This is a genomic window from Pseudomonas sp. Yb2C2 (assembly GCF_052112325.1).
GTDB lineage: Bacteria > Pseudomonadota > Gammaproteobacteria > Pseudomonadales > Pseudomonadaceae > Aquipseudomonas > Aquipseudomonas marginalis.
Window position 1 is genome coordinate 62,999 of record NZ_JAVAJK010000010.1, and the last position, 21,785, is coordinate 84,783.

Consider the following 21,785-nt stretch of genomic DNA (forward strand, 5'->3'; position numbering starts at 1 on the left):
ACAAGGAGAAACATGAATGCTTGACCCGATCTTGAGCCGTTGGCTCGATGTTCAAGCGCAGGCCCTGGATGTGGGCAGTTGCGATCCCCAGGAAGTGCTGCCACGGCTGGCAGAGGCCAACATACTGCGTATCGGTGTGCCAAAAGCCTTCGGCGGCCTGGGCGGTGATGTGGCCGGCGCCGTCGAGGCCATCGCCAATGTCGCCAGCCATTCGTTGGCGGCGGCGTTTGTGTGCTGGGGCCAGCGCTCGTTTATCGAGTATTTGCTGCAGAGCCCGAATGAGCGGCTGCGCGAGCAATTGCTGCCGGACCTGCTCAGCGGCAGGTTGGCGGGGGCCACCGGTTTGTCGAATGCAATGAAGTTCCTGTCGGGCATCGAGACGCTGCAGATCAGCGCCGAGCCGAACGACCATGGCTGGACCCTCAACGGTCGCCTGCACTGGGTGACCAACTTGCGCAAGAACGGCTTTGTCGCGGCAGCGGCGGTGGAGCATGCCGGTGGTGGCGCGCCGTTTATCCTGGCGATTCCGGATTCGGTGGCGGGCCTGCAACGTTCCGGCGACCTGGAGCTGCTCGGCCTGCAATCGAGCAACACCGCAGCCCTGGGCCTTGAAGGTGTCGAGCTGAGTCGCGAGTGGTTGCTGCATGAGGATGCACGCAAGTTCCTGCCGGCCGTGCGCCCGGCGTTCCTGGGTTTGCAGTGCGGTATGTCGATCGGCCTGGCCCGGCGCTCGCTGGCGGAAGTCGCCCATCACCTGGGCGCGGCCCGCACGGTGTTGCGCGAAGAACTCGAAGGGTTGCGCGGGACCTTGGATCACCTGGTGACCGGGCTGCAGAATGGCCTGCTCGCCGGGCGCTTCGCCGCTGAGCCGGTGGCGCTGTTCAAGTTGCGCATCGGCCTGGCCGAAACCGCCGCCAGCGCGGTGCAGCTGGAACTGCAGGCCAGCGGCGGCAAGGCCTACCTCACGGCCCATGGCAGTGGGTTTGCGCGGCGCTGGCGGGAGTCGGCGTTTGTGCCGATCGTTACGCCCAGCCTGGTGCAATTGCGCACCGAGTTGCAACGCCAGGCCAACCTGTGAGCCCGGTGGTATTGAGTGCCCGGGGCATTGGCCTGGGGTACGCCGGCGGCCCGGTGCTGCAAGGCTTCGACCTGCAATTGCAGCGCGGTGAAGTGGTGTCGATCCTGGGGCCCAGCGGGGTCGGCAAGTCCAGCCTGTTGCGGGTGCTTGCCGGCTTGCAGGCGCCCCAGGATGGCAAGGTGCAGGTGTTGGGCGAGCCGTTGAGCGGCCCCCATCCACGTGTGGCCGTAGCGTTCCAGGACCCCAGCCTGCTGCCCTGGTTGAGCCTGGAAAAGAACGTCGCGTTCGGCCTGGATTTCGCCCGCCAGCCGCACCTGGGCGCTGATGAGCGCCGCCGGCGCGTCGACCAAGCCATCGCGGCGGTTGGCCTGGAGCACGCCCGCCAGCAATTTCCGGCGCAGCTGTCCGGCGGCATGGCCCAGCGCACTGCGTTGGCCCGTTGCCTGGCACGCCAGCCCCAGGTGCTGTTGCTGGATGAGCCCTTCGGTGCGCTGGATGAAGTGACCCGTGCCGATATGCAGCACCTGTTGCTCAAGGTCAACCGTGAGCAGGGTTCGGCGGCGGTGTTGATCACCCATGACATCGACGAAGCGCTGCTGTTGTCCGACCGCATCCTGCTGCTGGGCAACCGCCCGGCGCGGACGCTGGGCGAATGGCGCATCGACCTGCCGCAACCACGGGAAGAACAGGTGGAAGCCATCGGCGCGCTGCGCATCGAGATTCTTAAAACCCTACGGCAGGCGAGCCGCCCTCAACCCCAACCCCTTGACCTGCTGGAGCCCAGCCATGTGCCTGGATGACCTGACCCACTCGCGCCGTGACTTTCTCAAACTTTCCGCAGTCCTCAGTGCCGCCGGCGCCTTGCCGCTGCTGGGCAGCCTGCAGGCCCGCGCCGCCAGCGAGCCGGATGCGCCGGTGCGCATCGGCTACCTGCCGATCACCGACGCGACGCCCTTGCTGGTGGCGCATAACAACGGCCTGTTCGAAGCCGAAGGCATCAAGGCCGAGCGCCCGGTATTGCTGCGCAGTTGGGCGCAGGTGATCGAGGCGTTTATCTCCGGGCAAGTCAACGTGATTCACTTGCTGTCGCCGATGACCGTGTGGGCACGCTATGGCAGCCAGGTGCCGGCCAAGGTGGTGGCGTGGAACCATGTGGGCGGTTCGGGGCTCACCGTGGCACCAGGCATTACCGAGGTGAAGCAACTGGGCGGCAAGTCGGTGGCGATCCCGTTCTGGTATTCGATCCATAACGTGGTGGTGCAGCAACTGTTCCGCGACAACGGCCTGACCCCGGTGGCGCGTGCCGCCGGCAGTGCGATCGGCGCCAATGAGGTCAACCTGATCGTGCTGCCGCCTTCGGACATGCCGCCGGCCCTGGCCAGCCAGCGCATCGACGGCTATATCGTCGCCGAGCCGTTCAACGCCCTGGCGGAGAACCTCAAGGTCGGGCGTGTGCAGCGGTTTACCGGCGACGTGTGGCGCAATCACGCGTGCTGCGTGGTGTTCATGCACGAACACGACCTGAACAATCGCCCGGAGTGGTCGCAGAAAGTCGTGAATGCGATCGTCAAGGCCCAGGTGTGGACCCGTGATAACCGCGCAGAGGCGGTGAAACTGCTGTCCAAGGACGGCCCGAACCGCTACACGCCACATGCCGAGCCGGTGTTGAGCAAAGTCCTGGCGCCAGCCGCTGCCGACCGCGCGGCCTACCTGGCCGATGGCGCGATCCGGCATGCCGACTGGGACGAGCACCGCATCGACTTCCAGCCCTATCCATTCCCCAGCTACACCGAGGAATTGGTGCGACGTTTGAAGGACACGCTGATCGAGGGGGACAAGAAATTCCTCGCCGATCTGGACCCGGCCTTTGTCGCCAAGGATCTGGTGGATGACCGCTTTGTGCGCAACGCCATCGAAGCGGTGGGCGGCATGGGCACCTTCGGCTTGCCCGAGGGCTTTGAGCGGACCGAGGAGATTGGCGTTTGAACAACCGCAGAGTCCCGGGCTGGTTGCTCGGGTTGAGTGGCCTGGCCGGCCTGTTGTTGCTGTGGTGGCTGGGGGTGAAGGTGTGGGGCGATGGGGGCGGCCTGGCGGCGCGCTTTTCGCTGGCCGCCACCTTCAGCAGCCTGTGGGAATTGCTGGGGCGCGGTGAGCTGTATCTGCATATTGTCGTGAGCCTCAAGCGCATCTTCGTCGGGCTGTTCCTGGCCTTGCTGGTGGGGGTGCCGCTGGGGCTGCTGGTGGGCAGTTCGCGCAACCTGGAAGCGGCGACCACGCCGGCCTTCCAGTTTCTGCGGATGATCTCGCCGCTGTCCTGGATGCCCATCGTGGTGATGCTGATGGGGGTAGGGGACCAACCGATCTACTTCCTGCTGGCGTTTGCCGCGGTGTGGCCGATCATGCTCAACACCGCCGCCGGCGTGCGCCAGCTCGACCCGCGCTGGCTGCAGTTGAGCAGCAGCCTGAGCGCCACGCGCTGGGAAACCTTGCGCCGGGTGATCATCCCCGGCGTGGTGGGGCACGTGCTGACTGGCGTGCGGCTGGCCATTGGGATCCTGTGGATCGTGCTGGTGCCGTGCGAAATGCTCGGGGTCAGCGCGGGGCTTGGCTACTACATCCTGGATACCCGTGATCGCCTGGCCTATTCGGAACTGATGGCGATGGTGTTGCTGATCGGGCTGCTGGGGTTTGCCCTGGATGCGCTTGCACGCGGGTTGCATCAGCGGTGGGTGCATGGGGGGAGCCAGTGAAGGCATGGCCTGAGCCCGGCGGCCCACCGCCGTCGGGGTGAGCGGCACACCGGAGGAGCCAAAGCTTTTCATCACCTGTAACATAAGACCCTGTCGACCCCGTGCATCCCGTCGCCGGGTATGTGCCTGGCGTGTTCGGCGATACACAGTGAATACATTCTTCCGGTTCAGGAACCCGTCATGACCCAAAAGCAACGCTTGAAATACTCGATCCTGATCGCCCTGGCGGTACTGGCGACGATGTTTGGCCTGTCCTACCTGCAGAACATCGGGTTTATCAGTGAGAAGACATTCCAGACCATCGCCATCGCCGTCGCGGTCATCGTGGTGGTGATCAACGGCATCATGCGCCGCAAGGTCAAGCTTTAAGGTCCGCCTCAGCTTCGAGCGTCGAGTACCTTGGCAGCCTCTTCATGAAGGCTGTAGCTTTTATCCGCGTTAAGGGTGATCACGCCTTCGCTGCACAGGCGCTTGAGCACCTCGCGCACACTCAGGAACGACAACGGGATCCCCAGCTCCAGCAAATGGCTGTGCACGCCACGTACCCCCAGGGTGCGCTGGTTGTTGGCGGCGGTGAGCAGGGCGTCGATGACCTTCAGCCGGATCAGGCTGGTGCGCAGGCCGAAACACTTGAGCAGGTGGCGAATACGCTGGTTGCCTTGCTGTTCGGGGGTTTTGCCGAACGCTTGGGCGCCGTTGCCAAATTGGCTGTCGGCTGCGGGTGAATGTCCGTCCGTGGGCACTTGCGGGTTGTACATGCAAAAACTCCTTATCAGAGCCTGATCAGGAAAATGATGGCGCTCTTAGTCAATAAGACGAACGAGCGTGCAAAATCATGAAGGGTGTGATGTAGAAAATTTGTCGGTATCGGCTTTGTCACATCTGCAGCGCCTCGGATAAACCCGCTCCAGGGTTAAATTTCTCCCGGTTTTTTGCGTCTTTACGGTGGGGTGGTTACCCCTGTGAGGGTGTTCAATTTGACTGCGGAGTCTGTGTGATTATTTCCAACGGGTTGGCCAAGGTGTGCGTGACGGGGCTGTTGCTGGGGGCGAGCCTGGCTGCAACAGCACGGGAATCGACAACGCAGGCGTCGGCGGATATCCGCCGCACCAGTTTCGGCGTGCCGCATATTCGCGCCAATGACGAGCGTGGCCTGGGCTTGGGGATCGGTTATGCCTATGCCCAGGACAACCTGTGCCTGCTGGCCAATGAAGTGGTTACCGTAAACGGCGAGCGGGCCCGGTACTTCGGCCCCGAGCAGTCGACCCTGGAAGAGCGCAACAACCTGGCCAGCGACGTGTTTTTCACCTGGCTGAATACACCGGGTGCGGTGGCGGCTTTCTGGAAGGCGCAAAGCCCGCAGATCCAACAGCGCATGCAAGGCTACGTGGCCGGCTACAACCGTTACCTGAAAGAGCAGGGCGCACCCGCCCAGTGCCAGGCGGCCTGGGTGCGGCCGCTGGTGGTTGAAGACCTGGTGAAATTGACCCGCAGGTTGTTGGTGGAGGGCGGTGTCGGCCAGTTCGCCGAAGCCCTGGTCGGCGCCGCGCCGCCCCAGGCCACCGCGAGTGTGCCACCCAGCGCCAAGGCATTCGAATTGGCCGCCGCCAATCAACAGCGCTTCAGCCTGGATCGCGGCAGCAATGCCGTGGCGGTGGGCCGCGACCGCTCGTTCAATGGCCGTGGCATGTTGCTGGCCAACCCGCATTTCCCGTGGGTGGGCGGCATGCGCTTTTATGAAATGCACCTGACCATCCCCGGCCAGCTGGATGTGATGGGCGCCGCGCTGCCCGGCCTGCCGGTGATCAATATCGGTTTCAACCAGCATGTGGCGTGGACCCATACGGTGGACACGTCCAAGCACTTCACCCTGTATCGCCTGACGTTGGATCCCAAGGATTCCACGCGCTATATGCTGGATGGAAAATCCATCCCCCTGGAAAAAACCTCGGTGACGGTCCAGGCCAGGCAAGCGGACGGCAGCGTGACGCCGGTAACCCACTCGGTCTACAGCTCGCAGTTCGGCCCCGTGGTGCAATGGCCCGGCAAGCTGGATTGGGACACTCACCACGCCTTCAGCCTGCGCGATGCCAACCTGGGCAACGACCGCGTCCTGCAACAGTGGTACGCCATGAACCGTGCCACGAGCCTCAAGGACCTGCAAACCTCGGTGCACACCCTGCAAGGCATCCCGTGGGTCAATACCCTGGCCGCCGATGACCAGGGCCAGAGCCTGTACATGAACCTGTCGGTGGTGCCCAACGTCAGCGCGGCCAAACTGGCGCAATGCAGCGACCCGCGTGCCGGCCTGCAGATGATCATGCTCGACGGTGCCCGCAGTGCCTGTGCCTGGGACGTCGACCCGCGTGCCGCCCAGGCCGGCATCTTCCCCGCCGACCAGTTGCCGCAGCTGGAGCGTAGCGACTACGTGCAGCACTCTAACGATTCGGCGTGGCTGGCCAACCCCAAGGCACCGTTGACCGGCTTCTCCCCGGTGATCAGCCAGGACCACATCGGCCTCGGCCCGCGCGCACGCTTCGCCCTGCAACGCTTGCAATCCCTGGAGGCGCAACCGATCAGCGTCGCCGACCTGCAAAACATGGTCATGGATAACGAGGTGTACCTGGCCGGCCAGGTCATGCCCGACCTGCTGGAATTCTGCGCCAAACACCTCGGCACCGACGCGACTGCGCTGAAGTCGCTGTGCACCAGCCTCAACGACTGGGACCGACGCGCCAACCTCGACAGCGGCCTGGGCCTGGTGCACTTCATCAATTTGGTTGAAGACCTGCAGCAACTCCCCGATGCCTGGCGCGTCGCGTTCGACCCGGCCCAACCCCTGACCACCCCACGGGGCCTGGCCATCGAGCGCGCCCCCGTGGCCAAGGCCCTGCGCGAAGCCATGCTGGCCTCCAGCGCAGCCGTGGCCCAACTCGGCCTCAACGCCGACAGCAAATGGGGCGATATCCAGGTCAGCGGCCAAACCCCGATCCACGGCGGCCCGCAAGCGCTGGGGATCTACAACGCCATGCAAACCGTGCCCCGGGCCGACGGCAAGCGCGAAGTGGTCAGCGGCAGCAGCTACCTGCAGATCGTCACCTTCGACGACCAGGGGCCTCACGCCCAGGGCGTGCTCGCGTTTTCCCTGTCCAGCAACCCGGCATCCCCCTACGCCAAGGACCAGACCCAAGCCTTCGCGCAGAAAAAACTCCGCCCACTGCCGTTCACCGACGCCCAGATCAAGGCCGACCCGCAGTACCAGCAGCAGCTCATCAAGGAGTAGGGCAGGCGCGCAACCCCTTGATGCCAATGCGAAATATTTTTGAAATCAAGGGGTTGCAGGCAAAAGCAAATGAGTACATAATGGCGCCCATCGAGCGCAACGAAGCATTAAAAACTTCAATGTATTCAATGAGTTAGAGTAGAGGCAGGGCTCTATGGCCCACTCAAGTTTTTATACGGTGAATGCCAGTGGCAAGGGCATTGATCGTTTGAGGCCGAGTAGCAAAATGGTTATGCAGCGGATTGCAAATCCGCCTACGCCGGTTCGATTCCGACCTCGGCCTCCACTCTTGAAAACCCCGTAGATTAACGTCTACGGGGTTTTTTATTGGGCGGAAGAAAAGGCCAGGGTGCCAACCTCTCGAGCAGGCCGATCTACCTTCCTCCGCATCCGCCTGTGCAGGCGCCATTCCCTTCCCGTTGTGTACAGCGTTGTGCCGTGTCCCTCCCACGCTCGAAGGTTTTTTCGACGAGTGACGTGTCTAGATCAAGGGTCAGGAGGCTTTTAAGGTTGTCATGGCGCGTGTTGGCGACTACCCTGAAAATGTTCGTATTGTTACGAATAATTTCGGTTGTGGCTGTTTTCAAGTCACGCTACTTCAGGATGAGGAACGAAAATGTTTTCACACGAAGGTCCCGCAATAGAGCTGCTGCTATTCATTTTTGGTCTGGCGATGCTACTTTTGGTCGTTTGGTTTTTTCATCATCAATACGAGCGGAAGACGGGGAAGGGTGTTAAAAAACTACATGATCTCGACGAGAAACGCTCAACCTGACGCTGCTGTCGAATGACCTGATCGAGTCGGCTCCCGCTGGCTCGCACTATTCGCTGACGTAAAGATCGAGGGCTGGCTACGATTTCCGAGTCGAGGCCCTCATTCTTGAGCGTACTGAACTCTATCTTCAGCGCCAGTCTCTGACCTGCTGATGCGCTGCGCCTTCACTTCACCCGCGTACCTGGCGATTTTATCCCGCTGAGTTGCCAGCAACGTGCCGATCTTCATTAGCGCCAACGCCTCACTCGGCGTCCTGCTGCTGTTTGCCAGGGCTGTCAGTTCAACCACGGACCAGCCAATGACTGCAGTTGCATCTTCCAGGTCATAAAACAATTCCTGCTGGGCAGTTCTGGGTCCATCGAGGCCCTGTATCAACTCTTTCATCTACTTCTCCCTTTGGTGCTGATCAGGTAGCGAAGTTGGCCTTACTCGCATCAACGAATGACGTGTATCCACCCCAACACAAACCCTACCAAGACGTTACACGAAACTCATGACGGACTTCATTTACCGAGGTCTTACTTGACGTACACCCAACCTTGTAAAGCAGAGAGCGTTGTCATGAAGTTGAATTACCTAACCAAGGCGGCTGTTGTTGTCGCGCTGTTGTCGACCTTGTCGGGCTGCTGGATATTCATGCCGCCGGGCGGTGGCGGGGGTGGTGATCACGGCGGTGGTGGTCATGGTCAAGGCGGTGGCCCAGGCGGTGGTCCGCGTTAACCGTTAGTCAACCAGAGGTGGGCCATGAATTATGGCTCACCTCTTTTTTTGCCCCGGATAAATCCCAGGCAAAGAAAAGCCCGCGATGGGGAGCACGGGCTAAAAGGGATGTTCATTAGGAGCTGGGTTCACCATAAGGCCGCGTCTGTGAAAGCTTTGTGAAAACGCCGGAGCCATCTGAACCTGAAGTGTATGCCTCGATCCGTGCCTGGCTGTACGGGGCGCCGGGCGGCATAACCCACTACTGTCGCAGGCCTACCACACTGCTCGGATGCCGCACCATGTCCATGTCTACCAGCCTGCTGTCAGCCTTTGTGCTGTTCGCCTTCGTGTCCTCGATCACCCCAGGGCCGAATAACACCATGTTGCTTGCCTCGGGGGTGAACTTCGGGTTTCGTCGCTCGATGCCCCATGCGCTGGGGATCAGTATCGGCTTCATGCTGCTGGTGATTTCGGTCGGCCTGGGCCTGGGCGAAGTGTTCAAGGTATTCCCGTGGGCCTACACGGTGTTGCGCTATGTGGGCGCGGTGTACTTGCTGTACCTGGCCTGGAAGATCGCCACGGCGGGCGGCATGTCCGATAGCAATGATGAACACGGCAAACCCATGACGTTCTTGGGCGCGGCGGCGTTTCAGTGGGTGAACCCCAAGGCGTGGATAATGGCGCTCGGGGCCATCACCACCTATACGCCGGCTGAGGGCTATGTCACCAACGTGCTGGTGATTGCGCTGGTCTTTGCCGTGGTCAACCTACCCAGCGTGTGCGTGTGGGTCGGGTGTGGCAGCGGCTTGCGTAATGTGCTGCGCGAGCCGCGCTGGTTGAGGCTGTTCAATTGGTCAATGGCCGGGTTGCTGGTGCTGTCGCTGTACCCGATGTTGTTTGCCGGCTAGGTGCTAAACCGGCGAGATGGTCGCCAGCAGGCCGATGCCGATGGTCAGCACCAAAAAACCGAACAGGAAAATCGCCATCTTGGTCATAAGGCCTCCGAAGGAAGGGGGTGGGGATGGGGGCCATTGTCCGCCCAGGCGGCGTTTCAATACAGGCGCAGATAGCAAAGAAAAAACCGTATCAGATGCGTCGGCGAGGGTTCTGCCACGGGCTTTTGGCGCCCGTGGTTTTTTCAAGATCAGTGCCTGAGACAGCCAGCGTTTTTCCCCCTAAGATGGCGCCCATTGCATCAACAATAAAAGTGGGCCAATCCTCGATGGAAAGACGCCAGTTCAGCGGTGGCATGAAAGGCAAGAACCTGCGCTACCTCAACGAAACCTCCCAGCCGGCATCGGTCACTCGCGTCGGCTTCCTGCTGCTCGAACATTTTTCCCTGCCGGCATTCACCCAGACCCTCGACACCGTGGTCACCGCCAACCTGCTGCGACCTGATCTGTTCGCCACGCGCACCTTCGGTTGTGACGACGGGGAAGTCATCAGTGACCTGGGCCTGGTGATCCGGCCGGATGCGCGTCTCGATGCGCCCGCGCTGCAAGGCCTGGATCTGCTGGTGATCTGCGGCGGCTTTCGCACCGAACTCAAGGCTGACGACCAACTGATCCAACTGCTGCGTAGTGCCGCCGAGCAGGGCGTGAGCCTCGCGGGGTTGTGGAACGGCGCATGGTTCCTCGGCCGTGCCGGCCTGTTGCAGGGCTACCGCTGCGCCATCCACCCCGAACACCGCCCGGCCCTGGCGGAAGTGTCCAAGGCCACCCACGTTACCAGCGAGCCCTACGTGATCGACCGCGACCGCCTTACCGCGTCGAGCCCCTCCGGCGCCTTCCACATGGCCCTGGACTGGATCAAAAGCTTGCACGACAAAGCCCTGGTCGAAGGTATCGAAGACATCCTGGCCTTCGAGGAATCGCGTTATCGGCGGATCAAACCCACTGAAAACGTCAGCGTCAGCGCGCCCCTGCGCGAAGTGGTCAAGCTGATGGATGCCAACCTCGAAGAACCGCTGGAACTCGACCAACTCGCCGTCTACGCCGGCCGCTCGCGCCGCCAACTGGAGCGCCTGTTCAAGGAACAACTGGGCACCACGCCGCAGCGCTACTACATGGAACTGCGCGTCACCGAAGCACGCCGGCTGTTGCAGCACACCGAACTGTCACAGGTGGAAGTGCTGGTGGCGTGCGGGTTTGTCTCGCCGAGCCATTTCAGCAAATGCTACAGCTCGTATTTCGGATATCGCCCCTCCAAGGAGAAGCGGTTGGTCAAGTAAAGTGACTGCCGCTCCGTGCACTCCGACATGATTTTTCAAGGAGGACCCATGTCTCTTACACGTTTGGATCGTTATCGCGGCAGTTTGCTGGGCTTGGCCTGTGGCGATGCAGTCGGTACCACGGTCGAGTTCATGCCCCGTGGCACATTTACTCCGCTCACCGATATGGTGGGAGGAGGGCCGTTCAACCTCAAGCCCGGCCAGTGGACTGACGATACTTCAATGGCGCTGTGCCTCGCCGAAAGTCTGTTGCGCAAAGAGGGGTTTGACGCGGCGGATCAGATGGGTCGCTATCTGAATTGGTGGAAATGGGGCTATTTGAGCTCCACCGGCGACTGTTTCGATATTGGCCTGACCGTGAGTAAAGCGCTAACGGCCTATCAAGACAGCGCAAACCCCTTTTCAGGTTCTACGGATCCGTATTCCGCCGGAAATGGTTCGATGATGCGCCTTGCACCGGTGGTGTTGTTTTACTTTCCGGACCTTCAACGTATCCGCCATTACGCCGCCGAAAGCTCGCGCACCACCCACGCTGCTCTGGAAGCAATCGAGTGCTGCCTGGTGCTGGCCCAGGCAATCAGCAATGCGCTTGAGGGTGTTTCAAAGGATCAGGTATTGCAGTTGGCGCAGATGGACCTCGCGACCGCCAAAGTCGCCGCACTTGCGCAGGGCAATTACCTGGAGAAGTCGCGTGATGACATCGCCGGCACCGGCTACGCCGTGGCGTCCCTTGAGGCCGCACTCTGGTGCTTCCACCATACCGACAGCTTTGCGGCGGCAGTGCTGATGGCGGCCAATCTGGGCGATGACGCAGACACTACCGCAGCCATCGTTGGTCAGCTGGCCGGTGCGTATTATGGCGCCCAAGCAATTCCTGGCGGCTGGTTGGAAAAGCTGTGGATGCGCGAAGAAATCCAAGGCACGGCGGATGCCATGTTGGCTGCTTCGACCGGTAATCTCGTGCAGTGAAGCGAGCACCGTCTGCAAAACCATGAAGATCAAATGTGGGAGTTGTCGAGCTCAATTATGGTGAGCGGGCTTGTCCCGCGTTGGGCTGCGCAGCAGCCCCAAAACCAGGCGCAGAGGAGTGCCTGAGACTCGGCATTCGTCTTGATCAGGGGCGCTTCGCCCCCCACGCGGGGCAAGCCCGCTCACCACATGAAATAGCTTGTGCAAGTTGCTGTGCTTGGACGTGGCGGTTCTTCTCAAAACCGCCCCAGTCGATACGGCCCTAGCGCCGGCAACCCCGAAAACGCAGGCGCCCCCGACGCCAATTGCCCCACCATCTCCGCCGTCACCGCCGCCTGGGTCAGCCCCAGATGCTGATGCCCGAACGCAAGCAGCACCTTCCCGTCACACACCCGATCAATAATCGGCAGCGAATCCGGCAGCGACGGTCTGAAGCCCATCCACGGGGTCGCGTCCTCTGCACTCAAATCCTCACGAAACAACCCCTGGCTCAACCGATGCAACTGCCACGCCCGCGCCATGTTCGGCGGGCGGTCGAGGCCGGCGAATTCCACGGTGCCGGCCAGGCGCAGGCCGCCTGTCATGGGTGTCATGATGAACTTGCGCTCCAGGGACGTGACGGCAAACGGCAGGCGCTGATGTTCATGGGGCAGCATCAGGTGATAGCCGCGTTCGGTATCCAGCGGGACTTTTTTGCCGGTCAGGGCGGCGGTGAGTCTGGCCGAGTGGGCGCCACAGGCGATCAGCACCTGGCGGGCGGCAAAGGTGCCTTGATCGGTGCTCACGGTGACGCCATCGCCTTCAACCCGCGCATCCAGCACCTGGTGTTGGAGGAACTGCACGCCACTGGCCTTGGCCGCCTCCACCAATTCGCAGACCAATCGGTAAGGGTCGAGGAAGTGCCCTGTTCGCGGGAAAAACAGGCCGCCCTGGATCTGGGCGCCCAATTGCGGGGCAATCCCTCGAATGGCATCCGCCGACCAGAAATCCACCGGCACGTTTTGCGCCTGCACGCGCCGTTGCAAGCCATCGATGGCCGCGCGGGAGTCTGAACGTTCGAACACCAGCAGCGAGCCATCTTCGCGCAACAGCTCCGGGCGCTGAATACTGGCCAGCAACCGTTGCCAGGCGCCAAGGCTCGCTTCATTGAGCGCGCACAGACCCGTCACCGTACCCTGGTAACTCGCCGGGCGCAGGTTCAGCAGCAGGCGGATGAACCAGGGCAGGGCGCGTGGCAGGTATTTCCAGTCCAGGCGCAGCGGGCCCATGGGGTCCATGAGCATGGCGGGCAAGCGCTTGAGGATCGACAGGTCGGCGATCGGGAACACTTGCTCGGTCGCCAGGTGCCCGGCGTTGCCGTAGGAGGCGCCCATGCCGGGCGCCTGCTGGTCGATCACCCGCACTTTCCGCCCCTGGCGCGCCAGCTGCAGGGCGCAGGCAACGCCAATGATGCCGGCTCCGATTACGGCGATATCCGCAGGGTCAGGGTCGTGCATCAGCTACGCCTCTCTCGACCAGTTGGCATACCACTGGCGAAACAGCGCGTACTGGGTTTCGGCGTAACGCCGCTGGGCATCGCTGAGCACGTCGGTCTCGTTGAAGTGCAGGGCGTAGCCCTGGTCGCCGTTGAGTACCATCAGGTGCTTGTAATACAGCACCAGGTCGCAGCCTTCGTCGAAGGACGACAACACCGCCAACGCCGCTTCCAGTTCCCGCGCCAGGCGCCGGGCCTTGGCATCGCCCTTGGCGGCTTGCTTGCTCAGGGCCACCAGGTGCAGCACTTCGCGGGGCAAGGCATTGCCGACGCCGGTGATCGCGCCCGTGGCGTTGCAGTTGACGAAACCGTGCACCACCTGGGTATCGACGCCGACCATCAGTGTCACGCTGTCGTCCTGGGAGGTGATGTGCTCGGCGGCATAGCGCAGGTCGGCAGCGCCACCGAACTCCTTGAAGCCGATCAGGTTCGGGTGTTCGCGACGCAGTTCGAAGAACAACTCCGCGCGAGTGGCGAAGCCGTAGTAGGGGCTGTTGTAGATCACCGCCGGCAGGTTGGGCGCGGCCTTGAGGATCGCCGAGAAATGCGCCTTTTGCGCCGTGGCGGACGCACCTCGGGACAGCACGCGCGGAATCACCATCAAGCCCTGGGCGCCGACCTTGGCCGCGTGGGCGGCGTGGGCCACCGCCTCGCGGCTGTTCACCGCGCCGGTACCGACAATGGTCGGCACGCCGGCCGCCACCAGGCGCGCCACGCCTTCCTGGCGCTCGGCTTCGGTGAGCAACGGCCAGTCGCCCATGGACCCGCAATACACCACGGCGCTCATGCCGATATCGATCAACTCGCGGCCCTTGGCGACCAGCGCGTCGAAGTCCGGCTTGCGCGCGGCGGTGCATGGGGTCATCAGCGCGGGGACGCAACCGGTGAAGATGTTGTCGCTCATTGTCCTGGCTCCTTGCAGCGTTCAATCAAAGGGGTTGGGCTCAGATGCCCCAGGCAAACGGGTCTTGCTCGTCGATCAGCAAGGTGCTGTCGGCGGTCATGTAGGCGCGGCCGGTGACGAAGGGGATGACACGTGTGCCGTCCCATTCATATCGGCCTTCGAAGCGGCTGCCGGTGATGCTGGCTTGTACCCAGGTATCACCGGGGGCGAGTTTCCCATCGGCGGCCAGGCACGCCAGCTTGGCGCTGGTGCCGGTGCCGCAGGGCGAGCGGTCGTAGGCTTTGCCAGGGCACATGACGAAGTTGCGGCTGTCGGCGTGGGCGTCGTCGGCGAACAGTTCGATATGGTCGATCAGGGCGCCGTCTGCGCCGTGGATGCCCTGGGCCTCGAGGGCCTTGAGCATCGCCCAGGTGTAGTCGGTGAGAGCGTCGACGTTGCTCATCTCCAACGCCATGCCATGCTCGCAGACCAGGAAGAACCAGTTGCCGCCCCAGGCAATATCGCCCTGGACTGCGCCATGGCCCGGTACATCCACCGTCACCTGCTGGCGATAGCGATAGGCAGGCACGTTGCGCAGGGTCACGGCACCGTCGTCGTGCAAGGTCGCGGCCACCGTCCCCACCGGGGTGTCGAGGGTGTGCACGCCCGGCTGGATAAGCCCCAAGTGCTGCAGGGACGCCACCAGGCCGATGGTGCCGTGGCCGCACATGCCCAGGTAACCGGCGTTGTTGAAGAAGATCACCCCGCAGGTGGCGCCCGGGGTGACGGGCGCGCAGTACAGCGCCCCCACCAGTACGTCATTGCCACGGGGTTCCAGCAAGCAGGCGCGGCGCCATGGGTCGTGCTCCGTGCGCAGGTTTTCCAACTGGTCGGCGATGCTCGCGCCCTTGAGCGCGGGGAAGCCGGTCATCACCAGGCGCGTGGGTTCGCCGCCGGTGTGGGAGTCGATCACATGCAGTCGCTTCATAACGCGCTCCATCAATAAGAGCTGTGGGCTGCCTTCTTGTGAGTGTAGGGATAGGCATGCAGTGGCCCTATCGTGAACGCGCAGGCTGGGCGGCGATTGATGTTTTTTGCCGACATCGATGACGAAATCAGCACAGTTCGCCCTGCTCGACAGCACCCCAGGCATGGGGCAATCTGCTTGCCATCAAGGTGACAGCCGGGGAGAGACACTCATGCTTCAACGCGCGTTTGCGAGCCTTTGCCAAGGGGCCAGCCCTCCCCACAGCATCGAGCAGCTACTGGCCGGTGTGGCGCAGCTGCTGCCAATGCTCGACGTGATCCCCAATGCCGCCATCTTCATCAAGGACCTGGAGGCCCGTTACGTCCTCGCCAACCGCACCCTGGTGCAGCGCTGCGGCCTCAAGCAGCTGCAACCATTGCTGGGCAAGACCAGCGCCGAGGTCTTTCCCGCACCATTGGGACCGGGCTACACCGAGCAGGACCGGCGCGTGCTGCAGCAAGGTTTTGTGCTGGAAGACCAACTTGAACTGCACCTGTACGGCAGCCGCGAACCCGGCTGGTGCCTCACCCACAAATGGCCGCTGTACAACCACGAAGGCCGCATCATCGGCCTGGCCGGGATCTCGGTCGACCTGCAATCGGCCAGCCAAACCCACCCGGCCTACCAACGCCTGGCCGCTGTGGACGAGCATATCCGCACGCACTTCAACCGCCGTGTCACCCTCGGCGAACTGACGCGCATCGCCGGGATTTCCGTGGCGCAACTGGAGCGCTACTGCAAGCGCGTGTTCCACCTGACACCCCGGCAGATGATCCAGAAAGTACGCTTGGAACACGCCCATCGGTTGCTGCACAGCGACATGCCGATTACCGAGGTCGCGCTGCAGTGCGGCTATACCGACCACAGCGCGTTCACCCGACAGTTCAAGGCATCGACGGGGTTTACGCCGAGGCAGTACCGGGAAACCTGCTGAGCGCCCGAGCCCCCCTTCAGGCACGCCACATTGCAATGCAACGAATGGCCCACCGAGCCCTCATATGTTCACGAGTAATGTTTAACCACGACAGGTACCAAGCTTATGACCGCGGCTGAAAACAACCATGTGAACTGGCTGGTGGAACAATCGATGCTGCACGCGGCACGCCAGCGCGCGAAGCTCTATTCGGGCCAGGGCCGGTTGTGGCAACAGCCGTATGCGCAGACCCGGCCCCGTGATGCCTCGGCCTTGTCGTCGGTGTGGTTTACCGCCTACCCGGCGTCGATTGTGACGCGCGAGGGCGGTACGGTGCTGGAGGCGCTGGGGGATGAGACGCTGTGGCATGCGCTGTCGAAGATCGGCATCCAGGGCATCCATAACGGCCCGCTGAAGAAATCCGGTGGCCTGACCGGCACCCGGCACACGCCGACCATCGACGGCAATTTCGACCGCATCAGCTTCGAGATCGACCCGCAGCTGGGCACCGAGGCGCAGTTGCAGGCGTTGACGCGCATGGCAGCGGCGCACAATGCGGTGATCATCGACGACGTGATTCCGTCCCACACCGGCAAGGGCGCGGACTTTCGCCTGGCGGAGATGGCCTACGAGGATTACCCCGGCCTTTACCATATGGTGGAGATCCGCGAGGAAGACTGGCCGCTGCTGCCCGACGTGACCGAGGGTCGTGATGCGCAGAACCTCAGCCCGGCCCAGGTGGACGCCCTGCGCGACAAGCACTATATCGTCGGCCAGTTACAGCGGGTGATCTTCTTCGAGCCCGGCGTCAAGGAAACCGACTGGAGCACCACGCCGGTGGTCATCGGCGTGGATGGCAAGCCGCGTCGCTGGGTGTACCTGCATTACTTCAAGGAAGGCCAGCCGTCGCTGAACTGGCTCGACCCGACCTTCGCCGCGCAGCAGATGATCATCGGCGACGCCTTGCACGCCATCGACGTGATGGGCGCGAAGATCCTGCGCCTGGACGCCAATGGTTTCCTCGGCGTGGAACGCACCCTCGATGGCACGGCCTGGTCCGAGAGCCATCCGCTGTCGATCACCGGCAACCAACTGCTGGGCGGGGCGATTCGCAAGGCCGGTGGTTTCAGCTTCCAGGAGTTGAACCTCACGGTGGATGACATTGCGTCGATGTCCCATGGCGGCGCCGACCTGTCCTATGACTTCATCACCCGCCCGGCGTACCAGCACGCGCTGTTGATGGGCGATGCCGAATTCCTGCGCCTGATGCTGCGCGAAATGCACCGCCAGGGCATCGACCCCGGCTCGCTGATCCATGCCTTACAGAACCACGATGAGCTGACCCTGGAGCTGGTGCACTTCTGGACCCTGCATGCCCACGACACCTTCCTTTACCAGGGCCAGACATTCCCCGGCAATATCCTGCGCGAGCACATCCGCGAGCAGATGTACGAACGCCTGGCCGGCGAGCATGCGCCGTATAACCTCAAGTTCGTGACCAATGGCGTGTCCTGCACCACCGCCAGCATCATCACGGCCGCGCTGGGCATTCGCGACCTGGAGGCGATCAGTGCTGCCGACATTCAACAGATTCGCCAGATCCATTTACTGCTGGTGATGTACAACGCCATGCAGCCCGGGGTGTTCGCCTTGTCCGGCTGGGACCTGGTAGGCGCGCTGCCGTTGGCCGCCGAGGAAGTCGCGCACTTGATGCAGGATGGCGATACCCGCTGGATTCATCGCGGCGCCTACGACCTGGTCGACCTGAACCCGGACGCAGAATTGTCGGCCGGCCAGATGCCGCGCTCGAAAAGCCTCTACGGCAGCCTCAACAGCCAGTTGCAGGACCCGGACTCGTTCGCCTCGCAACTGCAAAAGATCCTCGCCGTGCGCCGCGCCTACGACATCGCCGCCAGCCGCCAGATACTGGTGCCCGACGTGCAGAACCCCGGCCTGTTGATCATGGTCCACGAATTGCCGGCCGGCAGAGGCACGCAAATCACCGCGCTGAACTTCGGCGCCACGCCGATCACCGAAACCCTGAACCTGCCGGATATCGCGGCGGGGATGGTGGTGGACATCATCAACGAACGGGTGGAGGGCGACCTGACGGCGGAGGGCGAGTTCACCATTACCCTGGATGCGTACGAGGGGTTGGCGCTGCGGGTTATCAGCAGCACGCCGATGTAACCTCAATCTTCCAAGCACCGAAGAACCCAATGTGGGAAGGGGTGTTGTCAGGCCTGTGGCTGCTTTTCAGCCAACTGAAACCGATACCCCACCCCATACAACGACTCAATCGGCGTTTCCCCCGGGCATACCTGTTCCAGCTTGCGCCGCAGGTTGCGGATATGGCTGTCCACCGTGCGGTCGGTGACCACGCGGTGGTCGGAGTAGAGGTGATCCAGCAACTGGTCGCGGGAAAACACGCGGCCGGCGGCGCGGGCAAAGGTGTTGAGCAGGCGCAGTTCCAGGGGCGTGAGGTCCAGCGCGATGCCGTCCAGCGAGGCCTGGTAGCGGGCTTCGTCGATCAGCAGGCGCGGCGCGCCGGTGCCGAGCAGCTGCGGGCTGCGGCGCAGGATGGCCTTGACCCGGGCCACCACTTCACGGGGGCTGAAGGGTTTGCAGATGTAGTCGTCGGCGCCCACTTCCAGGCCGAGCAGGCGGTCCACTTCTTCGACACGGGCGGTGATCATGATGATCGGCACCGCGCTGAAACCACGCAGGTCCTGGCACAGCTGCATGCCGTCACGGCCGGGCAGCATCAGGTCGAGCAGGATCAACCTGGGCTCGTGGGCGCGCACGGCGGGCACCACGTGCAGGCCATTGTCCAGGCACCGGGTGGTATAGCCGGCGGCCTCCAGGTAGTCGCGCATCAGGGCGGCGAGCTTGGGTTCGTCTTCGACGATCAGGATCGGCGGTTCATCGTGCATGGTTCACAGGCTCCGGGGCAGGCGCAGGGTCAGCCACAGGCCGCCGTAGGGCGAGTGGTCGGCAACCAGGCTGCCATCGTGGGCGTTGGCGATGCTGCGGCAGATTGCCAGGCCCAGGCCGGCGCCGCCATGCTCGCGGTTGCGCGATGACTCGCCACGGTAGAACCGCTCGAACAAGCGTGGCAACTGGCTTGCGGACACGCCCGGCCCGGAGTCGAGAAAGTCGATACGCACCGTGTCGCGGTCGCCCCCCACACTGATGCGCAACCTGCCATTGACGTCGGTGTAGCGCAGCGAATTTTCCAGCAGGTTGGAAAACAATTGCTGCAGCCGACTGGCATCCGCCAGCAGCTCCACGGGCTCGCGCGGCAGCTTCAGGTCGAGCTGCAACTGGCGGGCGGTGAAACGCTCCCGGTAGATCGCCAGGCTGTTTTCGAGCACGTCGTTCAGCAGGCACGGGGCCTTGCGGTAGGTCAGGGCGCCCACGTCCGCCAGCGACAGTTCATACAGGTCATCCACCAGCTTGCTGAGCATGCTGACTTCGCCTTGCAGCGACTTCATTGAGCTTTGATCCAGGCTGCGCACACCGTCCTCGATCGCCTCCAGCTCGCCCCGCAGCACCGACAGCGGTGTGCGCAGTTCGTGGGAGACATCAGCCATGAACTCCCGGCGCATTTTTTCGTTGCGCTCCAGGGTATAGGCCAACTGGTTGAAGTCGCGGGCCAGTTGGCCGACTTCGTCGTGGGAGGCCACGGCCACGCGGCTGCTGTAGTCGCCGCTGGCCAGGCGGTGGGTGGCGGCGGCCACGCGCTTGACCGGCTCCAGCAGCGTGCGGGCGATCCACCAGGCAATCAGCATCGCCAGCAGCAACGAGAACACGCCCATCACCAGGCTGGTGCGCAGCTGGTATTGCTGGAAGCGTTCGCCACCGGCCTCGGTCACGCTCTGGAACGGGGTCACGGCCAGCCAGCCCACGGTTTCGCCCGCGACCACAATGGGGCTCACCAGCGCATCCTCACCAATCGCGGTGTAGCCGGTGACGCGCTTGCGGTCCTTGTCGAGCAGGGCGATGCGAAACAGCGCACCCGTCAAGTCCGAGGCCAGCGGTGTACGCAGGTCATGGGTGACCCGTTCTTCGTCGGGGTCTGGGCGCATGATGTCGAACCAGCGATCCGGGCGGTTGCGCATGAACGCCCAATTGCCTTCGCGCGCATAAGCACTGGCCAGGCGCGGCACCACCGTGGCCATGCGCTCCAGCGCCTGTTCATTGATATAGCCAAGAAACCCGCGGCCAAAACTCCAGCCGGTGGCCAGGCCCATGCTGAGTATGACCAGCAGCACACCGGCCGATACGGCGACAAACAGTTTGGTGGAGATACTCAACTTCATGAACAAGGGCCGTAAAAGAGTGGACCCGCCCATTTAGGGCTCCATGGAGGAAAGATTCAACCCAGGCGGGCAATCTTCAATTTTCCTGCACATTTGCCGAGCAGCATGACGGTAAGGCTTGCACCACCCCGTCTTGCAGAGGCAACTATGTCGACCAAACTTTTCGCCAAATACCTGGTAACCGCCGCGGTTCTCCTGTCGTTCGTCATTCTGGTGCTGCTTGGCGGCTGCTCGGCCGGCGACCCTGCGCCGGCAGTCGCCACCCCCGTGGTCTCGGTGATCACTGTGCAGCCCAAGCGCCAGGTCATGACCACTGAGCTGGCCGGGCGCACCCAGGCGTTTATGGTCGCCGAGATTCGCCCGCAGGTCGGCGGTATCGTGCAGCAGCGCCTGTTTGTCGAAGGCGCCGAGGTCAAGGCCGGGCAGGCGCTGTACCAACTGGATGCGGCACCCTACAAGGCGGCATTGGCTGAGGCCCAGGCGAGCCTGGCCAAGGCGCGCGCCACCTTGAAGTCGGCACAGACCACCGCCGCGCGTAACGCCCGGTTGGTGAAGATCGACGCCATCAGCCAGCAAACCAACGAAGATTCCCAGGCCACCCTGCTGACCGCCGCCGCTGACGTCCAGGTGGCCCAGGCCGACCTCGACACTGCCCGCATCAACCTGGCCTACACCCGCATCAGCTCGCCGGTGGCCGGGCGTATCGAGACGTCCACGGTCACCCCAGGCGCACTGGTGGTGGCCAACCAGGACACCGCACTCACTACCGTGCAGCAACTCGACCCGATCTATGTGGATGTGACCCAGTCCACCACTGAATTGCTCGCCCTCAAGCGCGACCTGGCCCGTGGCGTGTTGCAGGCCAACGGCGACGGCGAGGCCCGCATCAGCCTCAAACTGGATGACGGCAGCACCTACAACCACGACGGCCGCCTCAAGTTCAGCGGGGTCAGCGTCAACCAGGGCACCGGCACCGTGACCTTGCGTGCGGTGTTCGACAACCCCGAGCATGTGCTGCTGCCCGGCATGTACGTGCGTGGCGTGTTGGAGCAGGCCCGGGATGACCAGGCGATCCTGATCCCGCAAAAAGCCGTAAGTCGCAGCGCCAGCGGCGTGACCTCGGTGTTGCTGGTGGTTGACGGCAAGGTCGAGCAACGCGTGCTCAGCGTTGACCGCGCCGTGGGCAACCAGTGGTGGGTGACGGCGGGTTTGCAGGCCGGTGACCAGGTGATCGTCGAAGGTGGCCAGAAAGTCCGCATCGGCGCCGTGGTCCAGACCCAGGCCGCCGATGCCGGCGCCCTGGCGCAGGAGGGTTGAAC

The 21,785-nt window shown here is 63.0% G+C and carries 21 protein-coding genes and 1 tRNA gene; 14 read left to right on the forward strand and 8 right to left on the reverse strand.

The window, feature by feature from the left end:
• Nucleotides 1-16: 16 nt before the first annotated feature.
• From Q8X51_RS15710 to Q8X51_RS15730, 5 genes are all read left to right on the forward strand, one after another.
• Nucleotides 17-1,078, forward strand: a complete 1,062-nt coding sequence (locus tag Q8X51_RS15710) for an acyl-CoA dehydrogenase family protein (protein ID WP_407694448.1) — start codon at nt 17-19, stop codon at nt 1,076-1,078.
• Complete coding sequence (locus Q8X51_RS15715) at nt 1,075-1,878, forward strand: ABC transporter ATP-binding protein (RefSeq protein WP_407694447.1); 804 nt, start codon at nt 1,075-1,077, stop codon at nt 1,876-1,878. The genes Q8X51_RS15710 and Q8X51_RS15715 overlap by 4 nt, the downstream gene beginning before the upstream one ends.
• Complete coding sequence (locus Q8X51_RS15720) at nt 1,865-3,064, forward strand: ABC transporter substrate-binding protein (RefSeq protein WP_065927337.1); 1,200 nt, start codon at nt 1,865-1,867, stop codon at nt 3,062-3,064. Before Q8X51_RS15715 ends, Q8X51_RS15720 begins: the two co-directional genes overlap by 14 nt.
• Nucleotides 3,061-3,828 carry an ABC transporter permease gene (locus tag Q8X51_RS15725; RefSeq protein WP_065927338.1) on the forward strand — a complete coding sequence of 256 codons (768 nt, stop codon included), beginning with the start codon at nt 3,061-3,063 and terminating at the stop codon, nt 3,826-3,828. Before Q8X51_RS15720 ends, Q8X51_RS15725 begins: the two co-directional genes overlap by 4 nt.
• Nucleotides 3,829-4,008: 180 nt before the next feature.
• The gene (locus Q8X51_RS15730) at nt 4,009-4,197 is read left to right on the forward strand and encodes a hypothetical protein (RefSeq protein ID WP_330216166.1); all 189 of its coding nucleotides are present in this window, start codon (nt 4,009-4,011) and stop codon (nt 4,195-4,197) included.
• 8 nt (nt 4,198-4,205) lie between these two features.
• On the opposite strand, the gene Q8X51_RS15735 is transcribed toward Q8X51_RS15730, so the two are convergent.
• Nucleotides 4,206-4,586 carry a fe2+ zn2+ uptake regulation protein gene (locus Q8X51_RS15735; protein WP_074846870.1) on the reverse strand — a complete coding sequence of 127 codons (381 nt, stop codon included), beginning with the start codon at nt 4,584-4,586 and terminating at the stop codon, nt 4,206-4,208.
• Nucleotides 4,587-4,822: 236 nt separating this feature from the next.
• Here Q8X51_RS15735 and pvdQ point away from each other — a divergent pair, with 236 nt between their 5' ends.
• Together pvdQ and Q8X51_RS15745 are read left to right on the forward strand one after the other, a co-directional pair.
• Entirely contained in the window at nt 4,823-7,111 is a 2,289-nt protein-coding gene (pvdQ, locus tag Q8X51_RS15740; RefSeq protein ID WP_407694446.1) for a bifunctional acylase PvdQ, read from the forward strand.
• A 212-nt stretch (nt 7,112-7,323) separates the two neighbouring features.
• Nucleotides 7,324-7,397, forward strand: a tRNA-Cys gene (locus tag Q8X51_RS15745).
• 588 nt (nt 7,398-7,985) lie between these two features.
• Here the strand turns inward: Q8X51_RS15745 and Q8X51_RS15750 are convergent.
• The gene (locus tag Q8X51_RS15750) at nt 7,986-8,270 is read right to left on the reverse strand and encodes a hypothetical protein (RefSeq protein ID WP_065927382.1); all 285 of its coding nucleotides are present in this window, start codon (nt 8,268-8,270) and stop codon (nt 7,986-7,988) included.
• Between the two features lie 177 nt (nt 8,271-8,447).
• Between Q8X51_RS15750 and Q8X51_RS15755 the strand changes: the two genes are divergently transcribed.
• Both Q8X51_RS15755 and Q8X51_RS15760 read left to right on the forward strand, forming a co-directional pair.
• A complete protein-coding gene (locus Q8X51_RS15755) occupies nt 8,448-8,606 on the forward strand; it encodes a hypothetical protein (RefSeq protein ID WP_162844265.1) in 159 nt (52 codons plus the stop codon).
• A 281-nt stretch (nt 8,607-8,887) separates the two neighbouring features.
• On the forward strand, nt 8,888-9,496 hold the full coding sequence (locus Q8X51_RS15760) for a LysE family translocator (protein WP_065927383.1): 609 nt from the start codon (nt 8,888-8,890) through the stop codon (nt 9,494-9,496).
• A 3-nt stretch (nt 9,497-9,499) separates the two neighbouring features.
• Here Q8X51_RS15760 and Q8X51_RS15765 read toward each other — a convergent pair whose 3' ends face one another.
• Complete coding sequence (locus tag Q8X51_RS15765; RefSeq protein ID WP_141690759.1) at nt 9,500-9,730, reverse strand: hypothetical protein; 231 nt, start codon at nt 9,728-9,730, stop codon at nt 9,500-9,502.
• Nucleotides 9,731-9,810: 80 nt separating this feature from the next.
• On the opposite strand from Q8X51_RS15765, the gene Q8X51_RS15770 reads away from it, so the two are divergent.
• Together Q8X51_RS15770 and Q8X51_RS15775 are read left to right on the forward strand one after the other, a co-directional pair.
• On the forward strand, nt 9,811-10,818 hold the full coding sequence (locus Q8X51_RS15770) for a GlxA family transcriptional regulator (RefSeq protein ID WP_074846863.1): 1,008 nt from the start codon (nt 9,811-9,813) through the stop codon (nt 10,816-10,818).
• 48 nt (nt 10,819-10,866) lie between these two features.
• A complete protein-coding gene (locus Q8X51_RS15775) occupies nt 10,867-11,787 on the forward strand; it encodes an ADP-ribosylglycohydrolase family protein (RefSeq protein WP_407694445.1) in 921 nt (306 codons plus the stop codon).
• A 236-nt stretch (nt 11,788-12,023) separates the two neighbouring features.
• On the opposite strand, the gene Q8X51_RS15780 is transcribed toward Q8X51_RS15775, so the two are convergent.
• From Q8X51_RS15780 to Q8X51_RS15790, 3 genes are read right to left on the reverse strand one after another with little or no spacing between them, the layout of a single operon-like run.
• Nucleotides 12,024-13,283, reverse strand: coding sequence for an FAD-dependent oxidoreductase (locus Q8X51_RS15780; RefSeq protein ID WP_407694444.1), 1,260 nt, complete (start codon nt 13,281-13,283; stop codon nt 12,024-12,026).
• Nucleotides 13,284-13,286: 3 nt separating this feature from the next.
• On the reverse strand, nt 13,287-14,225 hold the full coding sequence (locus Q8X51_RS15785) for a dihydrodipicolinate synthase family protein (protein ID WP_065946923.1): 939 nt from the start codon (nt 14,223-14,225) through the stop codon (nt 13,287-13,289).
• 40 nt (nt 14,226-14,265) lie between these two features.
• Nucleotides 14,266-15,192, reverse strand: coding sequence for a 4-hydroxyproline epimerase (locus tag Q8X51_RS15790; RefSeq protein ID WP_065927387.1), 927 nt, complete (start codon nt 15,190-15,192; stop codon nt 14,266-14,268).
• 211 nt (nt 15,193-15,403) lie between these two features.
• Between Q8X51_RS15790 and Q8X51_RS15795 the strand changes: the two genes are divergently transcribed.
• Entirely contained in the window at nt 15,404-16,165 is a 762-nt protein-coding gene (locus Q8X51_RS15795; RefSeq protein WP_407694443.1) for an AraC family transcriptional regulator, read from the forward strand.
• A gap of 105 nt (nt 16,166-16,270) precedes the next feature.
• Nucleotides 16,271-18,334: a maltose alpha-D-glucosyltransferase gene (gene treS / locus Q8X51_RS15800; protein WP_074846860.1), complete on the forward strand. Its 2,064-nt coding sequence runs from the start codon at nt 16,271-16,273 to the stop codon at nt 18,332-18,334.
• A gap of 47 nt (nt 18,335-18,381) precedes the next feature.
• Here treS and Q8X51_RS15805 read toward each other — a convergent pair whose 3' ends face one another.
• Nucleotides 18,382-19,077 carry a response regulator gene (locus Q8X51_RS15805; protein WP_065946925.1) on the reverse strand — a complete coding sequence of 232 codons (696 nt, stop codon included), beginning with the start codon at nt 19,075-19,077 and terminating at the stop codon, nt 18,382-18,384.
• Nucleotides 19,078-19,080: 3 nt separating this feature from the next.
• Nucleotides 19,081-20,499, reverse strand: coding sequence for an ATP-binding protein (locus Q8X51_RS15810; protein WP_065927390.1), 1,419 nt, complete (start codon nt 20,497-20,499; stop codon nt 19,081-19,083).
• 114 nt (nt 20,500-20,613) lie between these two features.
• Here Q8X51_RS15810 and Q8X51_RS15815 point away from each other — a divergent pair, with 114 nt between their 5' ends.
• Entirely contained in the window at nt 20,614-21,783 is a 1,170-nt protein-coding gene (locus tag Q8X51_RS15815; RefSeq protein WP_065927391.1) for an efflux RND transporter periplasmic adaptor subunit, read from the forward strand.
• The last annotated feature ends 2 nt before the right edge of the window (nt 21,784-21,785 follow it).

Bases quoted from the DNA above. Each gene is read 5' to 3' on its own strand.
- Q8X51_RS15710 (WP_407694448.1), top strand. From the start codon at position 17: ATGCTTGACCCGATCTTGAGCCGTTGGCTCGATGTTCAAGCGCAGGCC.
- Q8X51_RS15720 (WP_065927337.1), top strand. From the start codon at position 1,865: ATGTGCCTGGATGACCTGACCCACTCGCGCCGTGACTTTCTCAAACTT.
- Q8X51_RS15730 (WP_330216166.1), top strand. From the start codon at position 4,009: ATGACCCAAAAGCAACGCTTGAAATACTCGATCCTGATCGCCCTGGCG.
- Q8X51_RS15735 (WP_074846870.1), bottom strand. From the start codon at position 4,586: ATGTACAACCCGCAAGTGCCCACGGACGGACATTCACCCGCAGCCGAC.
- Q8X51_RS15750 (WP_065927382.1), bottom strand. From the start codon at position 8,270: ATGAAAGAGTTGATACAGGGCCTCGATGGACCCAGAACTGCCCAGCAG.
- Q8X51_RS15755 (WP_162844265.1), top strand. From the start codon at position 8,448: ATGAAGTTGAATTACCTAACCAAGGCGGCTGTTGTTGTCGCGCTGTTG.
- Q8X51_RS15760 (WP_065927383.1), top strand. From the start codon at position 8,888: ATGTCCATGTCTACCAGCCTGCTGTCAGCCTTTGTGCTGTTCGCCTTC.
- Q8X51_RS15770 (WP_074846863.1), top strand. From the start codon at position 9,811: ATGGAAAGACGCCAGTTCAGCGGTGGCATGAAAGGCAAGAACCTGCGC.
- Q8X51_RS15775 (WP_407694445.1), top strand. From the start codon at position 10,867: ATGTCTCTTACACGTTTGGATCGTTATCGCGGCAGTTTGCTGGGCTTG.
- Q8X51_RS15780 (WP_407694444.1), bottom strand. From the start codon at position 13,283: ATGCACGACCCTGACCCTGCGGATATCGCCGTAATCGGAGCCGGCATC.
- Q8X51_RS15785 (WP_065946923.1), bottom strand. From the start codon at position 14,225: ATGAGCGACAACATCTTCACCGGTTGCGTCCCCGCGCTGATGACCCCA.
- Q8X51_RS15790 (WP_065927387.1), bottom strand. From the start codon at position 15,192: ATGAAGCGACTGCATGTGATCGACTCCCACACCGGCGGCGAACCCACG.
- Q8X51_RS15795 (WP_407694443.1), top strand. From the start codon at position 15,404: ATGCTTCAACGCGCGTTTGCGAGCCTTTGCCAAGGGGCCAGCCCTCCC.
- treS (WP_074846860.1), top strand. From the start codon at position 16,271: ATGACCGCGGCTGAAAACAACCATGTGAACTGGCTGGTGGAACAATCG.
- Q8X51_RS15805 (WP_065946925.1), bottom strand. From the start codon at position 19,077: ATGCACGATGAACCGCCGATCCTGATCGTCGAAGACGAACCCAAGCTC.
- Q8X51_RS15810 (WP_065927390.1), bottom strand. From the start codon at position 20,499: ATGGGCGGGTCCACTCTTTTACGGCCCTTGTTCATGAAGTTGAGTATC.
- Q8X51_RS15815 (WP_065927391.1), top strand. From the start codon at position 20,614: ATGTCGACCAAACTTTTCGCCAAATACCTGGTAACCGCCGCGGTTCTC.